We start from the raw sequence: 8,255 nt of genomic DNA, 5'->3' as shown, positions 1-8,255 counted from the left end.
GATCCTAATGCTTCAACGTTTTAACGATAAAAAACACCGCTCATCTTTATTCGTAAAAAGAAAAGGGCGATAAAATCGCCCTCCAATTCGCTTTACACATTGAAATCCTGATCTCAGCATCCTCATTAAAAAGATACTAAAATCTACTTCACATGATACAGCACCTCCTGCGCTTCCCATTGTGTTGGCACTTCAAGTTTATACACCAACCTATCTAAAACTGCCATCGGCACTATGGCCTCCCGGTTTTTGTTCTGACTGTGCAGATTTTGGTATGGCACTTCAATATATTCGATCCGAACCTTTGCCCTGTACGAACTGAACAGTTCGATCAACTGCATCCGCATTTGACTGGTGGTATTGGTGGCGTTCCACACAAATGATTGCTGTTTGCGTAAATATACCCTGGCTTGCTCTTTTGCTTCCTGTATTACCTGTCCGTTGCCTTTTTTATCCGTAGGCGAAACCCCGTTTTTAACACGTATGGCATCCAAAGAGATAATCGGCCAATCTTTGTAAGTATGCCGTATAAAGGTATCTTTTCCTGCCCCAGGCAAACCACTCATTAAAACCACTTCAGCCATCGGTTTTTCGAAGGGGATATAATCAGGGTATGCATCGTCATGCTGCACATAATACACTTTTGCATCTTCCGATCCGAAAGCACGTGCATTGCCCCAGCATTTATGCTCCTTGCAGAATTCTTCGAAACAATCAATCCGGTACAACATGTCTTCCTGATCGCTACAAACGCGCCCCAACATATCGGCCCTCGCCAGCAAGGCCAGCCATTCGGTATTCACCTCCATACTTGCTTTTATTAAAGCTTTTAATGGATCAGGTTTTTCGAACAACCAAATGGGCAGACCATGATACCTCACCAGACCCACAATCTGTTCACGGATTTGAAAGGGAGTATTGCCACCTAAATAAAGCAATTGCCGTGCAAACTGCGCACCCTTACGGGCATGCCCGTTCGAGGTAATACTACCATCGTTTTCGAAAACAGTGGTACTGTATTTCTCCACATCGTGCAACAAGGCAGCTGCCCACAAAACCTCCTGGTTTTGCAGTGATAATTGCTTAAAAGCCAATTCACTTTCGAGCGCAGCCAGAACCATTTGGGTATGTACAGCTACATCCCCTTCGGCATGGTAGCGCGGATCTTGCTGAACTTCCTTCATTCTTTTTACCCAATCAAAACGATCTTCAAGATCATTCCATTGTTTGTTTTCGCTAAAGGTCCACATGTTTACCTCCTTCATTTATTAATGTTGCACGTTTCCAGTTTCTGGTCCAGTGTTCATCTGTTTTAACATGCCCTTTTCTGACGTATTTAAATACGTTTTGCGCAAAAGCATCTACCGCGTAACCATCAGCATTGCGACTAACAATGCCTTCCATGGTGGTTTTGCTTTTATCGTGCACATCAAAGGGATCAAATGCACCCGAACCCGTTACCAGATCCAACATTTCCTTTTCAAACTTTTTCTGATCTGCCGGTGTCTGTTCAATTTTGACGACAGGCACAGTTGGCAAATCGATTAACCCTGCATAAAATTGTGTTTCTTCCCAACTTAACCAACGTTCATTTTCGCGGATACCAAATACATGGTAATGATGCCCCAATGTATTGTATTCGATCGAATGGATAGCATACAGGTTTTCCAGAAAGAATTCCAAATCACCCAGATCATTTCTGATCATCTGCCAAAACCGCCTAAGATCTTCCGTCCATGGTGATGTTGTGGGCGCCGCATGCGATCGGGCAAAAACGCCATATTTAGATAGGCAGTTATTCTCCCCATCTAATTTTTCGGTATGTATAAGTGTTGGGATCTGTTGTATTTTTTCCCAATAGTCGTGCTGTATCCGGTCGTCGCTGGTTGTACCCGGCGAAAAAGGATAATGATAAGTACGACCATATTTTTGTGAAATAGCCATATTGTAATCAGTAAAATAAAATATAAAGTAATTACTCCCTCCCCGGACGGGAAAGGTCATTTAACATTGATGTTGAAATGAAATTACATGACTCAAATAGATAAAACGTTAATACTGATGCAAATGTAGGGAAAATAGTCGGAAGTCTGCATTAAGTTTGGAGCTTGGAGTTCGGAGCTTGGAGTGGCGATAGCCCAGAGTCCGCAGTCGGAAGTCTGGAGTCCGCAGCCGATTAAGCAATTTAAAAATTAGCTAATGAACCGCTCTGCGTTCTCTGTGCCATTTTCTCCGCGTGCTCCTGTGGTTAAAAGGCGATAGCATTATAAGCATTTGGGGTCGATTAACCGATTAAAACAATTAACCGATTAACCGACCCAAACTAATGACCAATGAACCAATGACCAATGACCAATGGACCAATGAACCAATGACCAATGACCAATGACCAATGACCAATGACCAATGACCAATGACCAATGGACCAATGACCAATGAACCAATGAACCAATGACCAATGAACGAATGACTAATGAACCAATGACCAATGAACCAATGACCAATGACCAATGACCAATGAACCAATGACCAATGACCAATGACCAATGAACCAATGACCAATGACCAATGACCAATGAACCAATGACTAATGAACCAATGACTAATGAACCAATAACCTAATGCTCCTCCTCTTCTTCATTTTTCACCTTACTCAACAGATCATAAGCACCTTTTACCACTACTTTTGGTTTTGCCACCGCTTCAGCAAATGAAACCTGGGTATAACCATTTTCGGCAACCTCTGTTTTTACTTCCATCATGCGGTAGCGGTAAGCCAATTTTGAAGCAGATTGTTCGATAAAGACATATTTTTTGCCTTCAAATTCTACAATAGCCGCATCAGGCAGGGCTTCAACTTTGTTTGTCCCGCTTTCTACATAGGCTTTCAGGTACATGCCAGGCAGCAGTTGCGTATCTTCTTTATCCAAATGGCAATGCACCTGCACCGTACGTTCTTTACTGATTTCCCTGCCAATAAGGTGTACGGTAGCCATGCGTTCTTTTTCTTCGTTTGCCAAAGTAAAACGTACTTTTTGTCCGATTTTAAGTTTGGGTACATCCTTTTCGAACACGGTAAGCTCTGCATGTAAATGCTCGGTATCGGCGATTTTAAAGAGTAGATCTGTTGTACTGGCAAAAGCACCAATATTCGTGTTTACCTGTGTTACGTAACCCGCCATAGGTGCATAAAGGTTAAAGGTTTTAAGGATCTGGCCTTTTTCGAGCGCGGCAAAACTAATGTTAATCAACGATAGTTTAGACCTTTGACCAAGCAATCGTGCACTCACACTCTGATATTCGCTCCTGGCTTTTTGTAGTGCTTTTTTTGAATTTACATTTTCTTTGGCTAGTTCTTCCTGACGGTCGAGTTCCTGTTTTAAAAACTGCAACTGACTTTTGTAATCCAGATAATCCTGTTGCATCTGGATAAATTCAGGATTTTGCATTACCGCAACCAACGCACCTTTTTTCACCCGCATTCCTTGCAACATATCGGTACTTTTCACAATACCTTCCAGTGGTGTAGAAATAGAAACCAAACTCTGCGGTGGAAGGTCGAGCATGCCGTTTACCTTGGTTGTTCCGCTTAATTCTTTAAGCTCCATTTCTCCGAGGGTAATTTCGGCAAGTTTATGCTGTTCGGGGGTTAAAGTAACGATATCACTCTTTTCGTGAACGGCTTCTTTTTCTACCTCTACTGCTTTTTCTTCTTTTGGACTACCACAAGCTGTGAGGTAAACCGTAACAGTAATCAGGACTAAATATTGATATATGGATTTCATATGTGTTCTTTTTTAAAATGATTTTGGGTTTCCGATCAGGAATTCGATGTGGTTAATGCTTTGATTAACCTGTAACAAAGCCATCAGGTTACTCTCGTAAATGGTATTTACCTGTTTCAGGTTGAGCAGATATTCTGAATATCCGATCTCACCATTCTGATAGGCAATCCGGCTGTTCTTTAAAATCAATGCCGCATTACCAAGTGCTGAAGTTTGAAAATAACCATAACGCTGTTTGTTTTTAAGGTATTCCTGCAGCACCTGCTGATACTGGCCAGATAACCTGCGTTCCTGCAGATCGAGGTCTACGGTAGCCATATCTCTACTTATCGCTGCTGCTTTTGCCTTTGCCGAATACGATTTATAAAACAAAGGAACAGCTACACCAACCTGAAAACCTTGAAAACGTTTGTTTTGACCGAAAAAAACTTCAGTACCATTCACATTCTGAAAACCGGTAAGCGATTGGTTAAAATAACCGAGGGTAATATCCGGAAGTGCCTTTGCCAATTCTACCTTTCGCTGTTTATCGGCAATTACAATCTGTTGTTTAAAGTATGCCAATATAGGGTTTTCCTTAACCGAGCTGCTATCTGTTAAAGGAAGATTATTGTTCTCTTTCAGGTATTTTTCTGCAATGCCTGAGTTTGCATCACCCAGGAGTGTGGCCAGCTGATTCTTGTAAATTTCGAGGTCTGCATTATTCTGCTCCAGTTGGCTTTGCACTTCCTTCAACTGGGTTTCGGCTGCTACTTTTTCCAAAAGATTGCCTTCGCCGGTTTTATATTTTAGTGAGGCTGATTTAACAAAACCCTTATAAATACTATCCTGTTGCAACAATAGGTTTTCTTTCGAATACAGGTATTGCAGATTGGTATAAACCGTTTTCACCTGATAGACCAGTTCGTTTTTTGTTGAGGCCACCTGAAACCGGCTTGCTTTAATCCTTTCATCGCCCAATGCGGCGTTTGCCGAGAAAAGCGTAGGGAAAGGAATGTTTTGGGTAATGGTAAAGTTGTTGTCGTTCTTCACCAGGCTATTGTACTGTCCATAAAGCATCGAAACCTCTGTTTTGGGCATTTCGAAAGCGGTTTTTTTCAACTGCTCCTGTAAACCCACACTCAGGTTTGCACTACTTACTGCCTTGTTGCGCTCCAATGCAGAGGAGATGGCCTGATTTAAGGTTAATCCAGTGGTTTGTGCCTTCGCCGATGGAACAGCATAAACAGATAGCATTAAAACAAGTACACTTATTACCGGTGCAGGATTATTTTTTTTCCTTCCCATTTTTTCTACCCAGATGTACAATACCGGCAGTACCAAAAGGGTAAGTAAAGTAGCAGAAAGCAAGCCGCCTATAACCACTGTTGCCAATGGACGTTGTACTTCGGCTCCGCTCCCGCCCGAGATCGCCATCGGCAAAAAGCCAAGCGAGGCTACCAATGCGGTCATAATTACCGGACGTAACCTGACCGAGGTTCCTGTTTTTATAATTTCGATAATATCTTTCATGCCTTCTTTTTTTAAGCGGTTAAATTCGCTGATCAATACAATTCCATTCAGTACGGCTACGCCAAAGAGCGCAATAAAACCAATACCTGCAGAAATACTAAAAGGCATCCCCCTGGCCCATAAGGCCAATACCCCACCAATGGCTGATAATGGGATAGCCGTAAAAATTAACAGTGCATGTTTAATAGATGAGAAGGTTAAGTAGAGCAAGAGTAAAATGAGCAACAATGCCAACGGAACAGCGATGCTAAGCCTTTTATTTGCCGCCTGGAGATTTTCAAAAGTTCCGCCAAAGCTTGGATAATAACCTGGTTCGAATTTGATATTGTTATCTATTTTCTGCTGAATTTCTTTTACAATGCTTTCTACATCCCTTCCCCTAACGTTAAAACCAACCGTAATCCGCCTTTTGGCATCATCACGCTGGATCTGGTTCGGTCCTTCCTTATATTGGATGTCAGCCAGCTGTTCTAAAGGGATCTGGTTACCGTTCGGTGCCGTTACAAAAAGATTTTTCACATCTTCCAGCGATTGCCTGTTTTCTTTTTCAAGACGCACCACCATATCAAAACGTTTTTCACCTTCAAACACTAAACCTGCTACTTCGCCGGCAAAACCCGAGCGGATTGCGGTATTCACATCTTCGATATTAAGACCAAACTGTGCAATTTTATCCCTGTGAAATTTGATAATCACCTGTGGCAGTCCAGAGGCCTGTTCTACATACACATCCTGCGCACCTTCTATTTTACTGGCAATGGCACCGATTTTTGACGCGTAACTACCCAATTTGGCAAAATCTTCTCCATACACTTTAATCACCACATCCTGCCTTGCCCCTGTCATCAGCTCGTTAAAACGCATCTGGATCGGCTGTTGAAAACCAAAGGTTACCCCTGGAATATACTGCTCTAACTTTTGCTGCATTTTTGTTGCGAGTTCATCCCTTGAGGAAGCACTCGTCCAATCACTTTTATCTTTCAGGATAATCATCAGGTCGCAAGCTTCAACAGGCATGGGATCGGTAGGGATTTCACCCGAACCGATTTTACCGATAACTTCTTTCACCTCCGAAAAATTGGCTTTTAGTACTTTTGCTGCACGTGTAGAAGCCTCGATGGTTTGTGATAAGCTGCTTCCGGTTAATACCCTGGTTTCTACCGCAAAATCGCCTTCTTCTAAGGTGGGGATAAACTCAGCGCCGAGATAACTGAAAATGACCAAACAAATGGCAAACAACGCCAAGGCAATACCCACAACCGCCAGTCGGGCCCGCAGCGCAAAATTAAGCATCGGCGTATACACCCTTTGGAAAAAGGACATGATTTTATCGGAGATATTTCTTTTGGTACTGATCGTTTTATTTAAAAACAAGGCACTCATCATCGGCACATAGGTTAACGATAAGATAAAGGCCCCAAGAATGGCAAAAGCGACGGTTTGTGCCATTGGCCTGAACATTTTTCCTTCAATGCCTACAAGTGCAAGAATTGGGAGATAAACAATCAGGATAATAATTTCGCCAAAAGCGGCACTATTACGGATTTTGGAAGCCGATTCGAAAATCTCTGCATCCATTTCCTGTTGGTTTAAGCGGTTTTTATTTTTGCGGATGCCTAAGTGGTGCAGCGATGCTTCTACAATGATTACCGCGCCATCTACAATCAATCCGAAATCGATGGCTCCAAGGCTCATCAGGTTGCCGCTTACCCCAAAGAGGTTCATTAAACATACCGCAAATAACATGGCCAGCGGAATTACTGAGGCAACAATCAGTCCGGCGCGGAAGTTTCCGAGTAGCAATACCAGCACAAAAATCACAATCAATGCGCCCTCAGCCAGATTTTTGGCCACCGTTCCTATCGCACTGTTCACCAGTTTGGTACGGTCAAGAAAAGGTTCGATCACTACACCTTCGGGCAGGTTTTTAGAAATCTGCTCCATCCGGGTTTTAACATTGGCAATTACTTTTGATGAATTGGCACCTTTAAGCATCATCACCACAGCCCCTACCACTTCACCCTGGTCGTTCCTGGTCATGGCGCCATAACGGGTTGCCGCACCGATCCGAACCTCAGCCACATTGCGGATCAATACCGGAATGCTATTATCATTCGTCCGCACCACGATATTTTCAATATCCTCGATGCTATTGATCAAACCTTCGCTCCTGATGAAATAGGCATTCGGTTTCTTATCGATATAGGCACCTCCGGTATTCTGGTTGTTTTTTTCGAGTGCGGTAAATATATCGCTGATCGAAATATCCATGCTCCTGAGTTTATCGGGATTGAGCGCAATCTCATACTGTTTCAGGTATCCGCCAAAACTGCTTACATCGGCAATGCCCTCTACCCCTAAAAGCTGACGGCGTACAATCCAATCCTGAATGGTACGGAGTTCGGTGGCATCATATTTTTTCTCATAGCCCTTTTTAGGGTGGATTACATATTGATAAATTTCGCCCAAACCAGTGGTTAAAGGAGCCACTTCGGGTGTTCCTATCCCTTTGGGGATGGCCCGCTCTACTTCGGCAAGCCGTTCGCTTACCTGTTGGCGTGCCCAGTAAATCTCTACGTTTTCTTTAAAAACCACGGTAACTACCGAAAGCCCGAACCGGCTAAAGGAACGGATTTCTTCTATCCCGGGAATAGTGGCCATGGTTTGTTCTACCGGATAGGTTACAAACCTTTCGATATCTTCGGCACCATTGCTGGGCGAATTCGTAATAATTTGTACCTGGTTATTGGTAATATCGGGAAGTGCATCAATGGGCAGCTGCCTTAAGGAATAAATCCCCCAGGCAATCAGTGCCAGCATCATAATCCCCACCAGCAATTTCTGCCTGATGGAGAACTGTATTATTTTGTTCAGCATTATTGGAATAATCAAAAATTAAGAAATAGCAGGATAGCCTATATAAAAGACCTCAATCTGGTATAGTACATGCTAAAATTT

4 protein-coding genes are annotated in these 8,255 nt (G+C 42.9%); all 4 read right to left on the bottom strand.

Features of this window, described 5'->3' with window-relative positions; translation table 11 throughout:
* Positions 1 to 143 precede the first annotated feature (143 nt).
* Positions 144 to 1,265, bottom strand: coding sequence for an AAA family ATPase (locus tag R2S57_RS22725; protein WP_316847240.1), 1,122 nt, complete (start codon positions 1,263 to 1,265; stop codon positions 144 to 146).
* A complete protein-coding gene (locus R2S57_RS22720) occupies positions 1,237 to 1,944 on the bottom strand; it encodes an RNA ligase family protein (protein WP_316847239.1) in 708 nt (235 codons plus the stop codon). The genes R2S57_RS22725 and R2S57_RS22720 overlap by 29 nt, the downstream gene beginning before the upstream one ends.
* Positions 1,945 to 2,618: 674 nt before the next feature.
* Positions 2,619 to 3,785 (bottom strand): efflux RND transporter periplasmic adaptor subunit, encoded by a 1,167-nt coding sequence (locus R2S57_RS22715; protein WP_316847238.1) that lies wholly within the window; start codon positions 3,783 to 3,785, stop codon positions 2,619 to 2,621.
* Between the two features lie 12 nt (positions 3,786 to 3,797).
* Positions 3,798 to 8,174 carry a CusA/CzcA family heavy metal efflux RND transporter gene (locus R2S57_RS22710; protein ID WP_316847237.1) on the bottom strand — a complete coding sequence of 1,459 codons (4,377 nt, stop codon included), beginning with the start codon at positions 8,172 to 8,174 and terminating at the stop codon, positions 3,798 to 3,800.
* Positions 8,175 to 8,255 lie beyond the last annotated feature (81 nt).

Origin of the sequence: Pedobacter psychrodurus (assembly GCF_032678585.1) — a bacterium.
GTDB classification, from domain to species: domain Bacteria; phylum Bacteroidota; class Bacteroidia; order Sphingobacteriales; family Sphingobacteriaceae; genus Pedobacter; species Pedobacter psychrodurus_A.
The sequence above is the reverse complement of the archived record's forward strand: the minus strand, read 5'-3'. Positions and strand labels throughout refer to the sequence as shown.

Bases quoted from the DNA above. Each gene is read 5' to 3' on its own strand.
- R2S57_RS22725 (WP_316847240.1), bottom strand. From the start codon at position 1,265: ATGAAGGAGGTAAACATGTGGACCTTTAGCGAAAACAAACAATGGAAT.
- R2S57_RS22710 (WP_316847237.1), bottom strand. From the start codon at position 8,174: ATGCTGAACAAAATAATACAGTTCTCCATCAGGCAGAAATTGCTGGTG.
- R2S57_RS22715 (WP_316847238.1), bottom strand. From the start codon at position 3,785: ATGAAATCCATATATCAATATTTAGTCCTGATTACTGTTACGGTTTAC.
- R2S57_RS22720 (WP_316847239.1), bottom strand. From the start codon at position 1,944: ATGGCTATTTCACAAAAATATGGTCGTACTTATCATTATCCTTTTTCG.